This window comes from Mycobacterium sp. (genome assembly GCF_051006775.1).
GTDB lineage: Bacteria > Actinomycetota > Actinomycetes > Mycobacteriales > Mycobacteriaceae > Mycobacterium.
The window spans coordinates 1-20,378 of sequence record NZ_JBPCSX010000072.1 but is presented as its reverse complement, the minus strand read 5'-3'; the positions used below and the strand labels follow the sequence as shown (position 1 = coordinate 20,378).

The window sequence follows — 20,378 nt, the reverse complement described above, 5'->3', positions numbered from 1 at the left end:
CGCCTACCCTATTACTGGGCGGGCGATCCATTCGAAGTAATACGCGCCATGCAGAACGGCGGCAGCCGCCGTCGAGGCCAGCGGGGCCGCCATCAGGGCCATTGCCAGGGCACTCACCTGGGGCCGGTCGGGCACCAACGAGACCAGGATGGCGGCCACCATGCACGCGCCCAGGTACAGCAGGATGCCCAGCACCGGCAGGGTCTTGTTCGGTGCGGTGTACCACCAGTAGTAGAAGCCCAGGCCCGCGGCCGTCGAGACCACCCACACCCCGGCGAGGATCAGAGCGAATCTCCAGCGCCCGACGAACTGGTAGGACCCGGGCACCTCGACCGGTTGCGCCGGCACCGCGACGGGTACCGCGTGCCCGGCGAACGCACGTAGAAACGCGTCGGTGTCGTCGGTGCCGAGCTCGCTGAAGGCCTGTGGCGCCGAGGGATGCGGCTCGAGTTCAGGTTCAGCAGCAGATTCCGAACCCAGGGCTCGCAACGGCTCCGGATGCGGGCCGGTGTCGAAGATCGGCGCCGCGTGCGGTTCGGTGCCCGGCGAGGCGGTGGGTTGCACGCCGGTGTCGAACATCGGCGTCAACGGTCCGGTCGCCGGGGCATGCGTATCAGTCACTCCGACACCACCTGGACGAGTAGCAGCACCGACAGCCAGCCCGGGGCCATCGCGAGGATGAATGCACCCGCCGTGGTGACCCAACGACGGCCTGAGCACGCTATGAGCAGCAGCCCCAGCACACTCGGCACACCGATCACCGAGGCGACGACGACGTCCGGACGGACGGTCGCGTCGACGGCGAGTTTGGCGACGATGGCCGCGATCTGGCCGGCGACGACGCCGAGGAGCAACGCGCTAGTAAGCAGCCAGCCCCGGGGAAGGGGAATCACGATTGTGACGATATCCGGTGGCTGCGCTACTTAGGCGGACCCACTTCGGCGCGCCGAGCTGCTATTTCAGCCCCGGTCGGCGGTGGCGCGGCGTTCAGCGCGTCCAATTCCGCGGCGGTGAAGGCCCGGCCGCGGATCAGGAAACGGACCCCCTCGGGAGCTTCGAGGCTGAAGCCGCCGCCCCGGCCCGGCACCACGTCAATGGTCACCTGGGTGTGCTTCCAGACCTCGAACTGCGGGCCGGAGATCCACACCGGGGCGCCGTCGAGCACACCGAGCAGGACGTCGCGGTCCCCGACGATGAACTCACCATCCGGATAGCACATCGGTGAAGAGCCGTCACAGCAGCCGCCGGACTGGTGGAACATCACCGGGCCGTTCCGATCCTGCAGACGGTGCAGCAGTTCGGCGGCAGCCTCGGTGATCATGACCCGTGGCGGCGCTATCAGGACCTGACCTTCTTCGCGCAAGCGCTCATCAGAAACCATTGCTCTTCGCGCAAGCGCTCATCAGAAACCATTGCTCTTCGCGCAAGCGCTCATCAGAAAAACCCCTGGGCCTTGTTGCTGTAGGACACCAACAGGTTCTTGGTCTGCTGGTAGTGGTCGAGCATCATTTTGTGATTCTCCCGGCCGATACCGGATTGCTTGTACCCGCCGAAGGCCGCATGCGCCGGATACATGTGATAGCAGTTGGTCCACACCCGGCCGGCCTTGATATCGCGCCCGGCCCGGTACGCCACATTGCCGTTGCGGCTCCACACACCCGCACCGAGACCGTAGAGGGTGTCGTTTGCGATCCGGATGGCGTCGTCGTAGTCGGTGAACGATGTCACCGAGACCACGGGCCCGAAGATCTCCTCCTGGAAGATCCGCATGCTGTTGTCGCCGGCGAAGATTGTCGGCTGCACGTAATACCCGCCGGAGAGGTCCCCACCCAGATCGGCGCGCTCACCACCGGTGATCACCGTGGCGCCCTCACTCTTGCCGATCTCGATATAGGACAGGATCTTCTCGAACTGATCGTTGGAGGCCTGCGCTCCGACCATCGTCTCGGTATCCAACGGATCGCCCTGACGAACCGCCTTGGTGCGGATCGCCGCCATCGCCAGGAACTCGTCGTAGATATCGGACTGCACCAACGACCGCGACGGACACGTGCAGACCTCGCCCTGATTGAGGGCGAACATCGTGAAGCCCTCCAGTGCCTTGTCCTGGAAGTCGTCGTTGGCCGCCAGCACATCGGAGAAGAAGATGTTCGGGCTCTTACCACCCAACTCCAAGGTCACCGGAATCAGATTCTGGGAGGCGTACTGCATGATCAGCCTGCCGGTGGTGGTCTCCCCGGTGAACGCGATCTTGGCGATCCGATTGCTCGACGCCAACGGCTTGCCCGCCTCGACCCCGAAACCGTTGACCACGTTGACCACACCATCGGGCAACAGATCGGCGATCAATGAGACCAGATACATGATCGAGGCCGGGGTCTGCTCAGCCGGCTTGAGCACCACCGCGTTGCCGGCGGCCAACGCGGGCGCGAGCTTCCAGACCGCCATCAGGATCGGGAAGTTCCACGGAATGATCTGTCCCACCACACCCAGGGGTTCATGGAAGTGATACGCCACGGTGTCGTCATCGATCTCCGACAGCGACCCCTCCTGAGCGCGGATCGCACCCGCGAAATACCGAAAATGATCCACGGCCAGCGGAATATCGGCATTCAGGGTCTCGCGGATCGGCTTGCCGTTATCCCAGGACTCGGCGAGCGCGATCTGCTCCAGATTCTCCGCGATCCGATCAGCGATCTTGTTCAAGATCACCGACCGCTCCGCAACCGAGGTCTTCCCCCAGGCCGGAGCCGCAGCATGGGCGGCGTCGAGAGCCAACTCGACATCAGCAGCCGTCGAACGCGCCACCTCACAGAACGGCAGCCCATTCACCGGCGACAACGCCTCGAAATACTGACCCTCCACCGGCGGCACCCACTGCCCACCGATGAAATTGTCATAGCGGCTCTGGAAGGCCATCAAGGAGCCCGAGGTCCCGGGGCGTGCGTAAACGGTCATGTGCGACTCCTGGCGTGCAACGATTGAGACGCAGCTCACACTACCTCTAGGACGACAATGGCGGGCATGGTCGAAGACCCGTATCTGTGGCTTGAGAACATCGATGACGACAACGCTCTGGACTGGGTCCGAAAGCGCAATGACGCCACCACCGCCGAGTTCAGTGACGAGCACTTCGAACGGATGCGGACCGAGGCGCTCGAGGTGCTCGACACCGATACCCGGATCCCCTATGTCCGCCGCCGCGGCGAATACCTCTACAACTTCTGGCGGGACGCGACCAACCCCCGGGGGCTGTGGCGTCGCACCACGCTGGAGAGCTACCGGACCGACACCCCGGACTGGGACGTCGTGATCGACGTCGACGAGTTGGCCAGGGCTGACGGGGAGAGCTGGGTGTGGGGCGGCGCCGACGTGATCGAACCCGACCACACGCTGGCTCTGATCGCGCTTTCCCCGGGTGGCTCGGATGCCACCGTGGTGCGCGAATTCGATATGCGGACAAGGTCTTTCGTCAAAAATGGATTCGAGCTTGCCGAGGCGAAGTCGCGGGTCAGTTGGGAGGACCACGACACCGTCCTGGTGGGCACCGACTTCGGTCCGGACTCGCTCACCGAGTCGGGCTACCCCCGGATCGTCAAGCGTTGGCGGCGCGGTGAGCCACTGGAGCAGGCCACCATGCTGTTCGCCGGTTCAGTAACCGACGTGGCCGTGACCGCCGGGGTGGACCGCACCCCCGGTTACGAACGCACCCTGATCTACCGGGCAGTGGATTTCTACAACGATCAGGTCTTCCAGTTGCGGGCCGGCGAACTGGTGCACGTCGACGCCCCGACCGACGCCAGCATCTCGGTGCACCGCGACTGGCTGCTGATCGAATTGCGCACCGACTGGCACCGCTCGACGGTTTCCGGTGCCAACGAGGTCTATCCGGCAGGCTCGCTACTGGCCGCGAACTACGAACAGTTCCTTGACGGCACGGCCGAATTGAGCGTGGTGTTCGCCCCGGACGCACGGACCTGCCTGCACCAGTACGCCTGGACGCGGGACCGTCTGGTGATGATCACGCTGGCCGATGTCGCCAGCCGCGTGGAGATCGTCACCCCCGGCAGCTGGACCCGTGAGCCGGTGGCCGGCCGCGCGGCCGGCTCCGCTGAGAACCCGGGTCAATACGCTCCTGCCCTCCGGAACACGGTGATCGTCGCAACCGACGACACCGGCGACGAGATCTTCCTGGACTCCAGCGGGTTCCTGACACCCTCCACATTGCTGCACGGAACCGCGGGCGGGCCGCTGACGCCGATCAAGTCGGCCCCGTCGTTCTTTGATGCGGCCGGACTGGACGTCGAGCAGCACTTCGTCCACTCCGACGACGGCACTCGAGTCCCGTATTTCGTGGTGGGTCGCCGCGATGCGGGGCCTGGGCCGACGCTGCTCGGCGGCTACGGCGGGTTCGAAGTGGCCCAGACTCCCGGCTACGGCGGCGTGCTGGGCCGGCTCTGGCTGGCCCGCGGCGGTACCTATGTACTGGCCAATATCCGCGGCGGCGGTGAGTACGGGCCGGGCTGGCACACCCAGGCGGTGCGCGGCGGTCGGCACAAGGTGGCCGAGGACTTCGCCGCGGTCGCCCGCGACCTCGTCGCCCGGGACATCACCACGGCGGCGCAGTTGGGCGCCCAGGGCGGCAGCAACGGCGGGCTGTTGATGGGAATCATGTTGACCAAGTACCCGGAATTGTTCGGCGGGCTGGTCTGTCAAGTTCCGCTACTGGACATGCGGCGGTTTCATCTGCTGCTGGCCGGCGCCTCCTGGGTGGCCGAGTACGGCGACCCCGATGACCCCCAGGAGTGGGCGTTCATCTCGGAGTATTCGCCGTATCAGAACATCAGCGCCGACAAGGCCTACCCCCCGGTGCTGATGACGACGTCCACCCGCGATGACCGCGTGCATCCCGGGCACGCCCGCAAGATGACCGCGGCACTGGAGCAGGCCGGCCACAAGATCTGGTACTACGAGAACATCGAGTGCGGCCATGCCGGTGCCGCCGACAACGCTCAAACTGCGTTCAAGTCCGCGCTGGCGTTCTCATTCCTGCATCGGGTACTCAGCGATCGTTGACCGGTCGGCTCAGACCACTCAGCAGCGAGACGATCACCCCGACAACCACCAGTCCGCCGCCGACGATCAGCGTCACGGTCAGCCATTGGTGCATGCTGGCCTGCGCGGTTGCTACCAAGACATCAGCGACAGTTCGGAGTGTGCCGGAGGTTCCATTAAGAGCGCGGTTCAGGTAGCGCTGCCCGAATTCGATTGCACCCCAACCAGTACCACCCACCAATAGGGCCGAAACCCCCAGCGCGGCCAATGCCTTGCCGCGCCCGGGCGCGGCGTAGAGCATCAGCACCGCGCTGCACGCGGCGAGCACCCCGATTCCTATGGTGGCCCACGGCCACCACATGCCGACATCGCGCAGCGCACCCGGTCGCAGCGCTGCCGGCGCTGCATCGGTCACCGGGATCGGTACAGCAGACGGCACAGTGATGGAGTAATCACTCAGTGTCTGAGTGAACGCTGCGTCCGAAAGCATCGGGGCGAAGTCGATCACCCAACGCCCCTGTGCGTCGAGGTCAGAACCGACGGTATCGGTGAACAGCCAGCGATGCGCAAACGCGTTGGCCTGGCCGAACTGGACTGGAAAGCTGGAGCTGGCGGTGTAGGCCCGGGAGATCGGGCTGACCACCGTTGAGTCGGCGGAAGCACTCAGCCGGCCCACCTGCGCCGTGAGCTCGCCCGCCATCGCCGATTGTAGCTCCGGGTTTGCGGCGGCCTGACGCGCAAGGCCGCTGTAACCGGCGCGGTCGACGATATGCAACTGCACCCACGCCGCCGGTAATGCCACAGCCAGCAGCACTGTGGTGATCACCCACATCAACACCGTCGCCGCCGAGCGCATCAGAGTCCGACCTTTCAGGGTGCGATCCCCTTGATATAGGCCGCCTGCCCCAGGTGTTGTGCGCAGTCGTCGACGATGCTGACAAGTCGCACGCTCGCTGTCACGGGCGGCTCCCAGTTCTCGTCGACGATGCGGGCGAGTTCAGCGTCGGTGACACCCGCGATGTACTCCAGCGTCATCTTGTGGACGGCGTGGTAGTAGCCGGCCAGGAGTTCGGCGGGTGCGTGGACCTTTCCGACCTCCTCGGCGGTGTGGCCGTAGCCATGCGCGTCCCGGGGCAGATCGAGGGCGAATCGGTCCACCCAGCCGACGCTGAACCACACCTGATCGATCCCGGCGATATGGGCAACCTGCGCATCCTGGATGCGGGCGCTGTGCCAGACCAACCAGGCGATGCTGTTGGCGCCCGCAGTCGGTCGGTAGGACGACACATCGTCGGTCAAACCCTCGGTGATCCCGTCCACGTGCTCGATGAGCCTGGTGAACGAGTCACGCAGTATCTCCCGCGCGGCATCGGCCATGATTTTGACGCTACGCGGTAGGTCCGGCGCCACGTAATCTGACACTCATGGGCAGTCGTGACTCGTTCGACCTCGTGATCCGCAACGGCACCATCGTCGACGGTCTGGGTGGTGATCCGTACCGAGGTGACGTCGCCGTCTCCGATGGCGTGATCGTTGCGCTGGGATCCATCGACGGCGCCGGCGCACGAGAGATCGACGCCACAGGACTGCTCGTCACGCCCGGGTTCGTCGATCTGCACACCCACTACGACGGGCAGGCGATCTGGTCGGAACGGCTGACACCGTCCTCGGCGCACGGCGTCACCACCGCACTGATGGGCAACTGCGGCGTCGGCTTCGCCCCGTGCCGCGCCGAGGACCACGAGGTGCTGGTCGACGTGATGGCCGGAGTGGAGGATATTCCGGGTGTCGTGATGACCGACGGGCTGCCCTGGGACTGGGAGACCTTTCCGGAGTATCTCGACGCGCTGGAGTCGCGGCGCCGCGATATCGACGTCGCTGCCTACCTGCCGCATTCGCCGCTGCGGGTGTACGTGATGGGCCGGCGCGGCGCGGACCGGGAGCCGGCGACACCGGAGGATCTGGCGCTGATGCGCAAGCTGGCCGCCGAGGCGATCGAGGTCGGCGCTCTCGGTGTGTCATCGTCGCGATTCGCCTTCCACAAGACCGGAAGCGGTGACCTGATCCCGTCGTATGACGCTGCCTACGAGGAGATCTCGGCGATCGCCGGCGGTGTGGCCGACGCCGGGGGTGGGCTGCTGCAATTCATCCCGGATCTCCCGGCCGGAGGTTACGAGCGGGTGCTACAGCAGGTGTTCGAAGTGGCCACCGATGCGGGCCTGCCGGTCACATTCACCCTGACGACCGGCAACTCCGGCGATCCGATCTGGCCCGGAGCTGTGAACCTGATCGAGAAGTTCAACGCCGCCGGAGGCCAGATCACCGCGCAGGTGTTCGCCCGGCCGATCGGCCTCGTGATCGGCTTGGAGTTGACTGCGAATCCGTTCGTGCTGTACCCGAGCTACCAGGGGATCGCCGATCTTCCGCTGGCCGAGCGGGTGGCCGAGATGCGCAAACCCGAAGTGCGGGAGAAGATCCTGGCCGATACGCCCGGCGAGGGACATCCGTTCATGTACTTCGCGCAGGCATGGGAGTGGATCTTCCCATTCACCGAGCCGGCCAACTACGAGCCGTCCCCCGACGACAGCATCCTGGCCCGGGCCCGCGCCCGGGGCGTGAGTCCCATCGAGGAGGCCTATGACCGGTTACTCGATGATGACGGCCACGCGATGATGCTGGTGGCGCTGGCCAACTTCGAGAACAATTCGCTGGACACCGTCGGCGAACTGATCCGCCGCGATGATGTGGTGCTGGGCCTCGGCGATGGTGGTGCGCACTACGGAATGATCTGCGATGCAAGCTATCCCACCTTCGTACTCGCGCACTGGGCGCGGGACCGGGCAACGGGGCGGCTCAGCGTTGCTGAGGCGGTGCGCCAGATGAGCTCGTTGCCGGCCACCCTCGCCGGTCTGGCCGATCGAGGACGGATCGCGCTGGGCTACAAGGCCGATCTGAATGTGATCGATCACGCCGGACTGGTGCTGCACCGGCCGGTGATCGTTCACGACCTACCGGGCGACGGCCGCCGGCTGGACCAGACCGCCGACGGGTATGTCGCAACGATCGTCTCCGGGGAGGTCATCGCCGAGAACGGTGTGCCCACTGCGGCCAGACCCGGACGGCTGATCCGCGGCCGGCAACCGGAACCGGTGGCGCTGTGAGCGTCAAGGTCGATCTCGACGAACTGGCCGGCGCCCTCAAGGATTTCAGCTTCGCCTATCTGATCACCGTCAGCGATGACCGTCGGGCACACACCATCGCGGTCCAGCCGGTACTCGCCGACGGGGTGTTCGATGTCGGTGTCGCTGGGACGACCACGTCGCGCAATATCGAAGGCCAGCCGAACGTCACGCTCGTCTGGCCACCGGCTGCGCCCGGCGGCTACTCGCTGATCGTGGACGGCACCGGTCTGATCGACGGCTCGTTGAAGGTCACGCCCGGGCGGGCCGTGCTGCACCGGCGCGCCGCGGATATGCCGGCTGGGCCGACGGGGCGCCCGCACGACTGCGTACCCCTCAAAAAGCCCTAGTCCCCTAACGCGAACCACCCGCGAGCGGCGGGGCGCAGACACAAAAGAGCCCGACCCCCAAAGGGGGCCGGGCTCTTTTGCAGGGGACTGTGTTTGACAGTTCCACTCCTCCGCGTGCCACACGTGGCCCGCATCGTCGTGAAACTAGAAGTCCATACCGCCCATGCCGCCGGTCGGGTCGCCCGCGGGAGCGGACGCCTTCTCCGGCTTGTCGGCGACAACGGCCTCGGTCGTCAGGAACAGCGCCGCGATGGACGCCGCGTTCTGCAGCGCCGAGCGGGTGACCTTGACCGGGTCGGCGACGCCGGCCTTGAGCAGGTCCTCGTACTCATTGGTGGCGGCGTTGAGGCCGGTGCCACCCGGGGAGTTGCGAACCTTCTCGGCGACAACGCCCGGCTCCAGGCCGGCGTTGAAGGCGATCTGCTTCAGCGGAGCCTCGAGCGCGACGCGCACGATGTTGGCACCGGTGGCCTCGTCGCCGGTGAGCGTGAGCTCATCGAGCGCCGGAGCCGACTGCAGCAGGGCCACGCCGCCACCGGCGACGATGCCCTCCTCGACGGCGGCCTTGGCGTTACGCACCGCATCCTCGATGCGATGCTTGCGCTCCTTGAGCTCCACCTCGGTGGCAGCTCCGGCCTTGATCACCGCAACACCGCCGGCCAGCTTGGCCAGGCGCTCCTGCAGCTTCTCGCGGTCGTAATCGGAATCGCTGTTCTCGATCTCGGCACGGATCTGGGCCACCCGACCGGCGATGGCCTCGGAATCTCCGGCGCCCTCGACGATGGTGGTCTCATCCTTGGTCACGACGACCCTGCGGGCCTGGCCGAGCAGAGAGGTGTCGGCGGTCTCCAGGGAGAGGCCGACCTCTTCGCTGACAACCTGACCACCGGTGAGGATGGCCATGTCCTGCAGCATCGCCTTGCGGCGGTCACCGAAGCCCGGGGCTTTGACGGCGACGGACTTGAAGGTGCCGCGGATCTTGTTGACCACCAGGGTCGACAGGGCCTCGCCCTCGACGTCCTCGGCGATGATCAGCAGCGGCTTGCCGGACTGGATGACCTTCTCCAGCAACGGAAGCAGATCCTTCACGGTCGAGATCTTCGACGACACCAGCAGGATGTAGGGATCCTCCAGGACGGCTTCCTGGCGCTCCGGGTCGGTGACGAAGTAACCCGAGATGTAACCCTTGTCGAAGCGCATGCCCTCGGTGAGCTCGAGCTGCAGTCCGAAGGTGTTGGACTCCTCGACAGTGATGACACCCTCGTTGCCGACCTTGTCCATGGCCTCGGCGATCAGGTCGCCGATCGTCTGGTCGCCGGCGGAGATACCCGCGGTGGCAGCGATCTGCTCCTTGGTCTCGACCTCCTTGGCAGACTTGAGCAGGGTCTCGGTGATCTTCTCAACGGCCTTCTCGATACCGCGCTTGAGGCCCAGCGGGTTGGCGCCGGCCGCGACGTTGCGCAGACCTTCGCGAACCAGAGCCTGAGCCAGCACGGTGGCCGTGGTGGTGCCGTCGCCTGCGACGTCGTCAGTCTTCTTGGCGACTTCCTTGACCAGCTCAGCGCCGATCTTCTCGTACGGGTCCTCGAGCTCGATCTCCTTGGCGATGGAAACACCGTCATTGGTGATCGTGGGTGCGCCCCACTTCTTCTCGAGGACAACATTGCGGCCCTTGGGGCCGAGGGTGACCTTGACCGCGTCGGCAAGGGCGTTCAGGCCCCGCTCGAGGCCGCGGCGTGCCTCTTCGTCGTACGCAATAATCTTGGACATTGCGAAGTGATTCCTCCGGTTGGGGGTTGCACGTCTTCGGCCGGGCGCAGTGCCCGCGACGGACGACTGGAGAGTGCTCCGCGCGAGCGCGGCCTCCGGTCTCACCGGTCCCGACCTAGCACTCACCGATCGCGAGTGCCAACCTCAGTTTTAGCACTCTCCCATGCCGAGTGCAAGACGCCCTCGGCGCCGTTCACCCTCCGCGAAAGCGCTGAACAGTCCTGCCGTCCGACGACACGCGCCGCCGCGAGTGTCGAGGCGGCCGGGTCAGAACCGCTCGGGCTAGAGTCCAATCCGATCAGGAGGGAGTCCCAGGGTGCGGGCAGTCGAGGCGCCCAGCACCCGGGCTTTGCGGGGCTGGCAGCGGCGGGCGTTGGTCCGCTATCTGAGCGCCCGGCCGCGCGATTTTCTCCTGGTGGCCACCCCTGGAGCAGGCAAGACGGCATTCGCATTGAAGATCGCCGGCGAGTTGCTGGCCGACGGGACCGTCGAGAAAGTCACCGTCGTGGTGCCCACCGAACACCTCAAAATTCAGTGGGCGGCCGCCGCCGACACGGCCGGGATCGCGCTGGATCCTCGGTTCTCCAACTCCCGCGCGCAGACGTCCGACGACTTCCACGGGGTGGTGGTGACCTATGCCCAGGTGGCCAGCCACCCGATGCGGCACCGGGTGCGCACCGAGAACCGGCGCACGCTGGTCATCTTCGACGAGATCCACCACGGCGGCGACGCGAAGAGCTGGGGCGACGGGATCAAGGAGGCCTTCGGCGACGCGACCCGCCGGCTGGCGCTGACCGGGACGCCGTTCCGCAGCGACGATTGCGCCATCCCGTTCGTCAGCTACGAACCCGACACGTCCCCCGGATCCGGGGGCCTGCAGCGGTCGGTCGCCGACCACACCTACGGGTATTCCGATGCCTTGGCCGACGGCGTGGTGCGCCCGGTGGTGTTCCTGGCCTATTCCGGGGAGGCCCGATGGCGCGACAGCGCCGGCGAGGAGTTCGCCGCGCGGCTCGGTGAGCCGCTGACGGCCGAGCACACCGCCCGGGCCTGGCGTACCGCCCTGGACCCGAACGGAGAGTGGATGCCCGCGGTGGTGCGGGCCGCCGACCGCCGGCTGAGCCAGCTGCGAGAAGGAGGCGTCCCGGACGCAGGCGGCATGGTGATCGCCTCCGACCAGAAAGCCGCCCGCGCCTACGCCAGACTGCTGACCGCGGTCACCGGCGAGAAGCCGACCCTGGTGCTCTCCGACGACCCGGGATCGTCGGACCGCATCAGTGAATTCTCGGCGGGTACCAGCCGCTGGTTGGTCGCGGTGCGGATGGTCTCGGAAGGGGTGGACGTGCCGCGGCTGGCGGTCGGTGTCTACGCGACCAGCGCGTCCACGCCGCTGTTCTTCGCCCAAGCGGTCGGCAGGTTCGTCCGCTCCCGACAGGCCGGCGAGATGGCGAGCATCTTCCTGCCGTCGGTGCCGCAATTGCTCCAACTGGCCGCCGAGCTCGAGGCGCAGCGCAATCACGTGCTGGGCAGGCCGCACCGGGAATCACTTGGCGACGACATGGCCGAAGAGCGCCGCAGCACCGAACCGACCGACGGCGACAACGGATTCGAATCGCTGGGGTCCGACGCGGAGTTGGACCAGGTGATCTTTGACGGTGCCTCGTTCGGGACCGCCACCCCGGCGGGCAGCGCAGAGGAAGAGGACTACCTCGGCATACCCGGTCTGCTGCACCCCGACCAGATGCGTGATCTGCTGCGCCGCCGCCAGGACGAACAAATCGCGCTGCGTTCAGCGGCCGGTGATGCGGCCCCGCTGCGCACCACCCACGGTCAGATGCGCGAGCTACGCCGCGAGCTCAACACCCTGGTCTAGGCGATGCACCACAGCACCGGCAAGCCTCACGGCTGGATCCACAACGAGTTGCGCCGGGTCTGTGGCGGACCGGCGGTGGCCGCCGCCAACGGCGGGCAGTTGCAGGAGCGGATCGACAACCTGCGAACCTGGCGGCCCTGACACCGCATCAGAGCCCGAGCAGTCCCGGCAGTTCGGCAACCGAATCGATGACATGACCGGGCTGCATCGCGAATTCGTCTTCGGCCCAGCGGTCCAGGGTCTCCTGCCGGAACTTCCCGGTGCGCACCAGCACCCCGTTCATCCCGACCACCTGAGCGGCCAGCACGTCGTTGTTGAGGTCGTCGCCGACCATGTACATCTCGTCGGGATCCACACCCAGGCGTGCGGCGGCGGCCAGAAAACCGGCCGGCGCGGGCTTACCCACAGCGACGGCCTTTCGGCCGCAGGTCTCCTCCATACCGATCAGATACATGCCGGTGTCGATGCGCAGGCCCTCGACGGCCCGCCACGCGGTACTGCGATGCATGGCCACCACCGGCACCCCCTGAGCCATCCACTCGTACACCCGGCTCAGTGTCAGATGGGTGAACTCCGGACCGGCGCCGCCGAGCAGCACCACATCGGGGGCCTCACCGTTGTCCGGACCGGTCTCCTCGACGATGTCCAGGCCGGGCATATCGTCGGTCACGTCGCCGCTGTTGATCAGGTAGCACCGCGCACCGGGGTAGTGGCTGCGCACATGGTCGGCGGTCAGCACCGCGGCCGTGACGACCTCATCCGGACGAACGTCGATCCCGGCGTCGGCCAGCGCCGCGGCGATCTGCCTGCGGGTCAGGGTGGTGGTGTTGGTCAGATACGAGCACGCGATCCTGTGGTCGGCCAGAACGCGCAGCGCCTCGGCCGCTCCCGGGATGGGTCGCCAGGACGTCACCAGCACACCGTCGATGTCGAACAGGACTCCACCGACCGCCATGTGTTGACACAGTAGGGCCGACGTATCTTCTAGGCATGGCATGGACTGAGAGAGACGTTCCGGATCAAAGCGGCCGACTGGCGATAGTCACCGGTTCCAACACCGGCCTCGGCTTCGACAACGCCCGGGCGCTTGCGGCCCGCGGCGCGAAGGTGGTGATGGCGGTGCGCGACACCGCCAAGGGTGAGGCCGCTGCGGCCCGCATCCGCGAACTCACCCCGGGGGCACAGGTGACGGTGCAGAAACTGGACCTGGGATCACTGACATCGGTCAAGGAGGCAGCTGCCGAGATGGCCGGTGCCTACCCGCGGATCGATCTGCTGATCAACAATGCCGGTGTGATGTACCCGCCGAAATCCAATACGGCCGACGGGTTCGAATTGCAGTTCGGCACCAACCATCTAGGCCACTTCGCATTGACCGGTCTGCTGCTGAAAAACCTTCTGCCGGTTGATGGTTCGCGGGTGGTGGTGGTCGCGAGCATCGCCCACAAGATCAAGGCCATGATCGACTTCGACGATCTGCAATGGGAGAAGCGCAGCTACGACCGGGTGGCTTCCTACGGCCAGTCCAAACTGGCGAACCTGATGTTCACCTACGGCCTGCAGCGCAGGCTGGCGGTGGCCAAGGCCAAGACGATCGCGGTCGCCGCGCACCCCGGTGTCGCGGCCACCGAGCTCAGCCGCCACATTCCGGGCTACCAGCTGCCCGGGGTGGCCTGGCTGTTCGGCAGGCTCCTGAACACCTCCGAGGTGGGCGCGCTCGCAACGCTGCGGGCGGCCACCGACCCGTCGGTCCAGGGTGGTCAGTACTGGGGTCCGGACGGGTTCCGCGAAATGCGCGGCTATCCCGAACTCGCGGCGTCAAGCGCACAGTCGCGTGACGCCGCGATCCAGGACCGGCTGTGGACGGTGTCGGAGGAGCTCACCGGCGTCACATATCCGGTGTGATGCGCACGGTCGAAGAGCATCAGCGCGTCGTCGCCGACCTGATCCACGCGGCGGCCGCCGTGCCCGTGGGGCTCAGTGAATCCCTGGGCCTGGCCCTGGCCGCCGACGTGACCGCCCCGCTGTCGCTGCCGGTTTTCGACAACTCGGGGATGGACGGCTACGCGGTGCGGGCCCGGGACGTCGCTGCCGCGAACGCCGATCACCCCGTGAAATTGTTTGTCGCAGAGGACATTCCGGCTGGACGCACCGATCCCCTGATCCTGGCTCCTGAAACCTCGCACCGGATCATGACCGGCGCGCCGGTTCCGTCCGGAGCGGACTCGATCGTGCCGGTGGAGCAGACCGATGCCGGCAAGCCAGGCGAGGTCGTCGAGATCCGGATGGCGCCGCGGTCCGGGCAGCACATCCGCAAAGCCGGCGAGGACGTGGCAACCGGGGACACCGTCCTGCTCGCCGGTCAGGTCGTGACCCCGGCGGCTCTGGGCCTTGCGGCCGCCCTCGGACTCGCCCGGCTGACCGTGGTGCCTCGGCAGCGGGTGCTGGTGGTGTCCACGGGTTCGGAACTGATCGCAGCCGGCACGGCTCTGGCACCCGGACAGATCTACGAGTCCAACGCGATCATGCTGGCCGCTGCAGCTCGCGCGGCCGGCGCCGACGTGGTGGCGACGGTCACCACCAGCGACGACGTGCACCAGTTCAGGGCGGCGATCGGGACCTACGTCAACCGGGCAGACCTCATCATCACCTCCGGTGGCGTCAGCGCCGGCGCCTACGAGGTGGTCAAGGACGCCTTCGGTGACGGAGCCGTCGAGTTCGCGAAGGTCGCGATGCAACCCGGTATGCCACAGGGCGCCGGCACGGTCAGCATGGCCGGCGGGGCCGGCACGGTCAGTCCCATCCCGATCATCACGCTTCCCGGAAACCCGGTCAGCGCACTGGTGTCCTTCGAGGTCTTCATCCGACCCGCGCTGCGCGCGGCGATGGGACTGCCCGATCCGCATCGACCCCGACGCACCGCAGAACTCGCCGAGGATCTGACATCGCCACGGGGCAAGCGGCAATTCCGCCGGGGTGTGCTCGACCCCACCTCGGGTACCGTCACCAGCTACGGCCCGCCGGCCTCCCACCACCTGCGCTGGCTGGCATCGGCGAACTGCCTGCTGGAGATTCCCGAGGACGTCACCGCTATGTCGACGGGTCAAGAGGTCACAGTGTGGGACTTGTCCTGATCGGGTCCTCGGGGAAACCGTAGAATCGTCGGGATGGCCAGACGCCCCGATCTTCCCGCGCAGTCCGGCCCGCAGCGGTTGGCGGCACTGGTGCGATCCTCCGTTCCACCGGTACACCGCGCCGGGTTCCCCTTCATCACGGCCGCCCTCGCGGTGGCCGCCGCGGGCCGCCGGCATCGCTGGCTGCGCCGGGCCGGACTGGTGGCCGCGGCCGCCAATGCCGGGTTCTTCCGGCATCCGCCGCGCACCCCACCCACCAGGGCGGGTGTGGTGGTCGCACCCGCCGACGGACTGGTGTGTCTGATTGAATCTGCGGCGCCGCCTGCGGAGTTGGGTCTGGGCCCCGATCCGGTGCCGCGCATCAGCATCTTCCTGTCCCTGCTCGACGCCCACGTGCAGCGCACGCCGGTCGGAGGCGAGGTGCTCGCCGTCGAGCATCGGCCGGGCAGTTTCCATTCCGCCGACCTGGCGGCAGCCAGTGAGGACAATGAGCGCAACAGTGTGCTGATCCGCACACCGGAAGGGCGCAACGTTGTGGTGGTACAGATCGCAGGTCTTCTCGCGCGGCGCATCGTCTGCGATGCACGGGCGGGCGACACGGTGAACATCGGCGACACCTACGGCTTGATCCGGTTCGGCTCCAGGTTGGACACCTACCTGCCGGCGGGTTCGGAGATCCTCATCGAATTGGGTCAGCGGACACTGGCCGGAGAGACCGTTATGGCACGCCTGTCATGACGGGCCCCCGCCTTCGGTCCCGCCGCGGGCTGCGCATCCTGCCCAGCGCGACGACGGTGCTGGCGATCTGTGCCGGCCTCACGTCGATCAAGTTCGCGTTGGACAGCCGCCCCCATATCGCGCTGGCCCTGATCGGTGCAGCCGCAGTGCTCGACGGTATTGACGGCGGTATCGCCCGGGCACTGGACGCCCAGTCCCGGATGGGCGCCGAGATCGACTCGCTGGCCGATGCGGTCAACTTCGGCGTGGCGCCGGCCCTGGTCGTCTATGTGACCCTGTTGCCGACCTCGCCGATCGGCTGGATCTTCGTGCTGCTCTACGCGGTGTGCATCGTGCTGCGACTGGCCCGGTTCAATGCACTGCTCGACGACGACACCCAACCGGCCTACACCCGGCAGTACTTCACCGGTATGCCTGCGCCGTGCGGCGCGGTTGGCGCACTCGCCCCACTGGCGGCCATGCTGCAGTTCGGCCACGGCTGGTGGACCTCACCGTGGTTCGTCTGTGTCTGGCTGGCGGCCAACGCCGCACTGCTGGTGAGTCGTGTTCCCACCCTTGCGCTGAAGGGGATCTCGGTACCGGCCAACGCGGCGCCACTGCTGCTGATTCTGGTCGCCGCGGCCGCGGCCGGACTGCTGCTCTTCCCGTACATCCTGTTCCTACTGATCGTCGCGGGTTACGTGCTGATCATCCCGTTCACGGTCTACAGCCAACGCTGGGTCGCGGCCCGTCCGGAGATGTGGGACAACAAACCGCGCCAACGGCGGGCCGCGCGCCGGGAGATCCGCCGTGCCCAGCACCCGCGACGATCGACGGCCAGGCTGGGCCTGCGCAAACCAGGAGGCTGATGCATGACCGACCTGATGACCGACCCTCCGGGGCCGGCCTCGAGCCTTACGCTGACCGCACGGCTCAACACCGCCGCGCTCGACTCGCGCCGCGGTGTGGTCCGGTTACATCCGGAAGCCATCGCCGCACTAGGCATCCGCGAATGGGATGCGGTGTCGCTCATGGGTTCCCGAACCACCGCTGCCGTCGCCGGGGTGGCGCCGCCGGGAACACCGACGGGGACCGCCTTGCTGGACGACGTCACGCTGTCCAATGCGGGACTGCGGGAGGACGCGACCGTACTGGTGTCGCCGGTGACGGTCTACGGCGCCCGATCGGTGACGTTGAGCGGGTCGGCACTGGCCACCCAGTCGGTGACCTCGACGACATTGCGGCAGGCGCTGCTGGGCAAAGTGCTCACCGTGGGCGACACCGTGTCGCTGCTGCCGCGCGATCTGGGTCCGGGAACCTCGACATCGGAGGCCAGTTCGGCGCTGGCCGCCTCGGTGGGGATCACCTGGACGTCGGAACTACTGACCGTCACCGGCACCGACCCGGTGGGTCCGGTGTCGGTGCAGCCCAACTCGTCGGTTACCTGGGGCGCGGGAATCGGTGCGGGCACCGCGGTGACGACAGGATCGACCGCTGCGGTCAGCCCGCCGACCCAGTGGCCCGAGGAACCCCCCGTCAGCATCGAGGATCTCAAAGGACAGCACGTCCAGGCCGGGCGCCTGACCGAATGGCTCAAGCTCGCCCTCGACGAGCCGCAGCTTCTGGAGAAGCTGGGCGCCAAACCCAATCTCGGGGTACTGATCACCGGGCCGGCCGGTGTCGGTAAGGCCCGGTTGGTGCGGGCCGTCTGCGCCGGACGACGGCTGGTCGACCTCGACGGCCCGGACACCGGAGCGCTGGCGGCCAATGAACGCCAGCAGGCGGTGACCCGCGCGGTGGCCGACGTCATGAACGGCGGCGGAGTGCTGCTGGTCACCGATATCGACGCCCTGCTGCCCACCCCGGCCGAGCCGGTGGCAACGATGATCCTCGGCGAGTTGCGCAAGGCGGTCGCCACCCCCGGCGTCGCGCTGATCGCAACCTCCCAGGCACCCGACGTGGTGGATACCCGCCTGCGCGCGCCCGATATCTGCGACCGCGAGCTCGGGTTGAGCCTTCCCGACGGCGCCACCCGCAAGGCACTGCTGGAGGTACTGCTGCGAGATGTGCCCGCCAAGGACCTTGAGCTCAGTGAAATCGCAGACCGCACACCGGGATTCGTCCGCGCCGACCTGGCCGCCCTGGTTCGAGAGGCGGCCCTGCGGGCAGCGGCCCGCGCCAGCGATGACGGCAAGGCCCCAGAGCTCACCCAGGAGGACTTCAAGGGCGCGCTGACCGTGATCCGTCCGCTGTCCCGATCCAGCACCGAAGAGGTAGCCGTCGGATCGATCACCCTCGAGGACGTAGGCGACATGGTGGCGACCAAACAGGCGCTCACCGAGGCGGTGCTGTGGCCGCTTCAGCATCCGGATACCTTCGCCCGTCTCGGCGTCGACCCACCGCGCGGTGTTCTGCTCTACGGACCACCCGGGTGCGGCAAGACCTTCGTAGTTCGGGCACTGGCCAGTTCCGGCCGACTCAGCGTGCACGCCGTCAAGGGCGCCGAACTGATGGACAAGTGGGTAGGCGCCTCTGAGAAGGCGGTGCGCGAATTATTCCGGCGGGCAAGGGATTCCGCGCCGTCGATGGTCTTCCTCGACGAGGTGGACGCACTGGCACCACGACGTGGTCAGAGCACTGACTCCGGGGTGACGGACCGGGTGGTAGCCGCCCTGTTGACCGAACTTGACGGTATCGAGCCGCTGCGCGACGTCGTCGTGCTCGGCGCCACCAACCGCCCCGATCTGATAGACCCTGCGCTGCTACGGCCAGGCAGATTGGAGCGGCTGGTCTTCGTCGAGCCCCCGGACGCCGATGCCCGCTTCGAGATCCTCAAGACGGCCGCGAAGTCGGTGCCGCTGAGCAACGAGGTGAAGCTCGACGAACTCGCCGCCGGCCTGGACGGCTACAGCGCGGCCGATTGCGTGGCGCTGCTGCGGGAGGCCGCGCTGACCGCGATGCGCCGCTCGATCGACGCTGCCGACGTCACCGCGGACGATGTGGCCAAAGCCCGCGAGACGGTCCGGCCGTCGCTGGATCCGGCGCAGGTGGAGTCGCTGCGCAAGTTCGCCGACGGCCACTGAGGAAACGGCCGGCACCGTGAGCAGAACCGACGACGACAGCTGGGATATCACCGAGGGCGTCGGAGCGACCGCGCTGAGCGTGGCCCGAGCCCGCGCCGCTGAGTCCGGTCAGCGCACCCCGCTCTTCACCGACCCGTACGCCGGTTTTTTCGTGGAGGCAGCTCTTGCGGCGGGCTGGCAGTCATCGTTTGCGGCGGAGACCTTGGCTGAGGTTCGCTACATGCAGGTGATGGCGGCCTATATCGCCGCCCGCACAAAGTATTTCGACGAGTTCTTCGGCACTGCCGGCGCGCACGGTGTGGACCAGGTGGTGATCCTCGCGGCGGGTCTGGACACCCGGGCCTGGCGGCTGTCCTGGATCAGCGGAACCGTGGTCTACGAACTCGATCAGCCGAAGGTGCTGGAATTCAAGGACGATGTCCTGCGGCGGCATGGTGCGGAGCCGATGGCCCGCCATGTCCCGATTCCGATTGATCTGCGTCATGACTGGCCGAAGGCCCTACGAGACAAGGGCTTCGATCCTGGGAGGCCCACCGCTTGGCTGGCCGAAGGCCTGCTGCCCTATCTGTCCGCGGCCGACCAAGACCTGCTGTTCGCGCGGATCAGCGAGCTCAGTGCGGCCGGCAGCCGGATCGCGGTTGAGGCCTTCACGCCGGAGTTCTTCGACCCGGTGAATCTCAAAAGTCGCCGGGACCGGCTATTGCAGGCCACCGCAGCAGCAGGCCGGGACGTGCCAGAGACCGAGAAGCTCTGGTACCTCGAACCACGGACGGACGTCGTGGAATGGCTGGGGCGGCATGGGTGGGACGTCGCCGCGATCCGTTCACCGGAGTTGCTTGCGCACTACCGGCGACCGGTACCGGAAGACGCCGGCGACGCGGTGCCGGGCAGCGTGTTCGTGCAGGGATACTTGACGAAGTAGCTCGGCTACTTCATGTCCGCGAAGTAGCTCGGGCTACTTCATGTCCCATGGTTCGCCGTAGGTGGTGACGCTGTCACCGGACTTGGAGATCAGCCGGGCGAAGGGCCGCAACAGCACACCACCGGCGGCACCGGTCACGGTGCCGTGGGCATTGGACACCGCCACCGACCCCGCCGCACCCTCGACATCCACCGAGAACGTCGCAACCTCCTGAATACCGGGGCCGTTACCCAGATCCGAACTGATCGAGACACCCGGGAACAGGTTCGGGGTGATCACCGACCCCAGCGGATTG

General features: G+C 67.1%; 18 protein-coding genes and 1 pseudogene. 10 read left to right on the top strand and 9 right to left on the bottom strand.

What is annotated here, in order from left to right; genetic code table 11:
* Window positions 1-3: 3 nt before the first annotated feature.
* From ACR2JI_RS05620 to adh, 4 genes are read right to left on the bottom strand one after another with little or no spacing between them, the layout of a single operon-like run.
* On the bottom strand, window positions 4-621 hold the full coding sequence (locus ACR2JI_RS05620; protein ID WP_526388884.1) for a hypothetical protein: 618 nt from the start codon (window positions 619-621) through the stop codon (window positions 4-6).
* Window positions 618-893, bottom strand: a complete 276-nt coding sequence (locus ACR2JI_RS05615; protein ID WP_526388882.1) for a putative holin — start codon at window positions 891-893, stop codon at window positions 618-620. The genes ACR2JI_RS05620 and ACR2JI_RS05615 overlap by 4 nt, the downstream gene beginning before the upstream one ends.
* A 26-nt stretch (window positions 894-919) precedes the next feature.
* Window positions 920-1,381, bottom strand: a complete 462-nt coding sequence (locus ACR2JI_RS05610) for a DUF779 domain-containing protein (protein ID WP_526388880.1) — start codon at window positions 1,379-1,381, stop codon at window positions 920-922.
* 53 nt (window positions 1,382-1,434) lie between these two features.
* Window positions 1,435-2,958: an aldehyde dehydrogenase gene (gene adh, locus ACR2JI_RS05605; protein WP_526388878.1), complete on the bottom strand. Its 1,524-nt coding sequence runs from the start codon at window positions 2,956-2,958 to the stop codon at window positions 1,435-1,437.
* Between the two features lie 57 nt (window positions 2,959-3,015).
* Between adh and ACR2JI_RS05600 the strand changes: the two genes are divergently transcribed.
* The gene (locus ACR2JI_RS05600; protein WP_526388876.1) at window positions 3,016-5,076 is read left to right on the top strand and encodes a prolyl oligopeptidase family serine peptidase; all 2,061 of its coding nucleotides are present in this window, start codon (window positions 3,016-3,018) and stop codon (window positions 5,074-5,076) included.
* Here the strand turns inward: ACR2JI_RS05600 and ACR2JI_RS05595 are convergent.
* A complete protein-coding gene (locus ACR2JI_RS05595) occupies window positions 5,063-5,911 on the bottom strand; it encodes a hypothetical protein (RefSeq protein ID WP_526388874.1) in 849 nt (282 codons plus the stop codon). The genes ACR2JI_RS05600 and ACR2JI_RS05595 overlap by 14 nt on opposite strands.
* Window positions 5,912-5,925: 14 nt before the next feature.
* Window positions 5,926-6,432, bottom strand: a complete 507-nt coding sequence (locus ACR2JI_RS05590; RefSeq protein ID WP_526388872.1) for a mycothiol transferase — start codon at window positions 6,430-6,432, stop codon at window positions 5,926-5,928.
* 47 nt (window positions 6,433-6,479) lie between these two features.
* On the opposite strand from ACR2JI_RS05590, the gene ACR2JI_RS05585 reads away from it, so the two are divergent.
* Complete coding sequence (locus ACR2JI_RS05585) at window positions 6,480-8,216, top strand: N-acyl-D-amino-acid deacylase family protein (protein ID WP_526388870.1); 1,737 nt, start codon at window positions 6,480-6,482, stop codon at window positions 8,214-8,216.
* Window positions 8,213-8,584, top strand: a complete 372-nt coding sequence (locus ACR2JI_RS05580; RefSeq protein WP_526388868.1) for a pyridoxamine 5'-phosphate oxidase family protein — start codon at window positions 8,213-8,215, stop codon at window positions 8,582-8,584. Before ACR2JI_RS05585 ends, ACR2JI_RS05580 begins: the two co-directional genes overlap by 4 nt.
* Before the next feature lie 144 nt (window positions 8,585-8,728).
* Here the strand turns inward: ACR2JI_RS05580 and groL are convergent, their stop codons facing one another.
* On the bottom strand, window positions 8,729-10,354 hold the full coding sequence (gene groL, locus ACR2JI_RS05575) for a chaperonin GroEL (protein ID WP_526388866.1): 1,626 nt from the start codon (window positions 10,352-10,354) through the stop codon (window positions 8,729-8,731).
* 316 nt (window positions 10,355-10,670) lie between these two features.
* On the opposite strand from groL, the pseudogene ACR2JI_RS05570 reads away from it, so the two are divergent.
* Window positions 10,671-12,368, top strand: a pseudogene (locus tag ACR2JI_RS05570) (DEAD/DEAH box helicase).
* A 7-nt stretch (window positions 12,369-12,375) separates the two neighbouring features.
* On the opposite strand, the gene ACR2JI_RS05565 reads toward ACR2JI_RS05570, so the two are convergent.
* Window positions 12,376-13,182, bottom strand: coding sequence for an HAD-IIA family hydrolase (locus tag ACR2JI_RS05565; RefSeq protein WP_526388864.1), 807 nt, complete (start codon window positions 13,180-13,182; stop codon window positions 12,376-12,378).
* 35 nt (window positions 13,183-13,217) lie between these two features.
* Between ACR2JI_RS05565 and ACR2JI_RS05560 the strand changes: the two genes are divergently transcribed.
* The 6 genes from ACR2JI_RS05560 to ACR2JI_RS05535 are packed head-to-tail and all read left to right on the top strand — an operon-like array spanning window position 13,218 to window position 20,083.
* Complete coding sequence (locus ACR2JI_RS05560) at window positions 13,218-14,132, top strand: SDR family oxidoreductase (RefSeq protein WP_526388862.1); 915 nt, start codon at window positions 13,218-13,220, stop codon at window positions 14,130-14,132.
* On the top strand, window positions 14,132-15,361 hold the full coding sequence (gene moeA, locus ACR2JI_RS05555; protein WP_526388925.1) for a molybdopterin molybdotransferase MoeA: 1,230 nt from the start codon (window positions 14,132-14,134) through the stop codon (window positions 15,359-15,361). The genes ACR2JI_RS05560 and moeA overlap by 1 nt, the downstream gene beginning before the upstream one ends.
* 33 nt (window positions 15,362-15,394) lie before the next feature.
* Window positions 15,395-16,099 carry a phosphatidylserine decarboxylase gene (locus tag ACR2JI_RS05550; protein ID WP_526388860.1) on the top strand — a complete coding sequence of 235 codons (705 nt, stop codon included), beginning with the start codon at window positions 15,395-15,397 and terminating at the stop codon, window positions 16,097-16,099.
* On the top strand, window positions 16,096-16,947 hold the full coding sequence (locus ACR2JI_RS05545) for a CDP-alcohol phosphatidyltransferase family protein (protein WP_526388858.1): 852 nt from the start codon (window positions 16,096-16,098) through the stop codon (window positions 16,945-16,947). Before ACR2JI_RS05550 ends, ACR2JI_RS05545 begins: the two co-directional genes overlap by 4 nt.
* Window positions 16,948-16,962: 15 nt before the next feature.
* On the top strand, window positions 16,963-19,161 hold the full coding sequence (locus ACR2JI_RS05540; protein ID WP_526388923.1) for an AAA family ATPase: 2,199 nt from the start codon (window positions 16,963-16,965) through the stop codon (window positions 19,159-19,161).
* Window positions 19,162-19,177: 16 nt separating this feature from the next.
* Window positions 19,178-20,083: an SAM-dependent methyltransferase gene (locus ACR2JI_RS05535; RefSeq protein WP_526388856.1), complete on the top strand. Its 906-nt coding sequence runs from the start codon at window positions 19,178-19,180 to the stop codon at window positions 20,081-20,083.
* 33 nt (window positions 20,084-20,116) lie between these two features.
* Here the strand turns inward: ACR2JI_RS05535 and ACR2JI_RS05530 are convergent.
* The coding region (locus tag ACR2JI_RS05530) for an MspA family porin (protein WP_526388854.1) at window positions 20,117-20,378 on the bottom strand (262 nt) is incomplete at its 5' end.